A 234-nucleotide genomic window follows, 5' to 3' on the forward strand; every position below is an offset into this window, starting at 1 on the left:
CTTCGAAGCCCAGCAAGCCACCTATCAGCATGGTGCCGACAAAGGTACAAGGCAGTGCCCAGCGCGCATTGCCTGTTTGCTGCGCCGCCCACAAGCCGACCGCAACCATGGCCAGCAGATGGTCGATACCGCCCAGTGGGTGGCTGATGCCGGCCACCAGGCCATTGTCGCCATGGCCCGGGTGGGCGAAGGCGAGGGCGGGGGCCAGCAGCAGGCTGGCGGCGGCGAAAAGTT

At 66.7% G+C, this 234-nt stretch carries 1 protein-coding gene; it reads right to left on the reverse strand.

The window, feature by feature from the left end:
• The coding region (locus SB764_RS44760; RefSeq protein ID WP_410867405.1) for a HupE/UreJ family protein at nt 1-234 on the reverse strand (234 nt) is incomplete at both ends.

It is taken from the genome of Paraburkholderia sp. SIMBA_027, assembly GCF_046535315.1.
Lineage (GTDB): Bacteria > Pseudomonadota > Gammaproteobacteria > Burkholderiales > Burkholderiaceae > Paraburkholderia > Paraburkholderia tropica.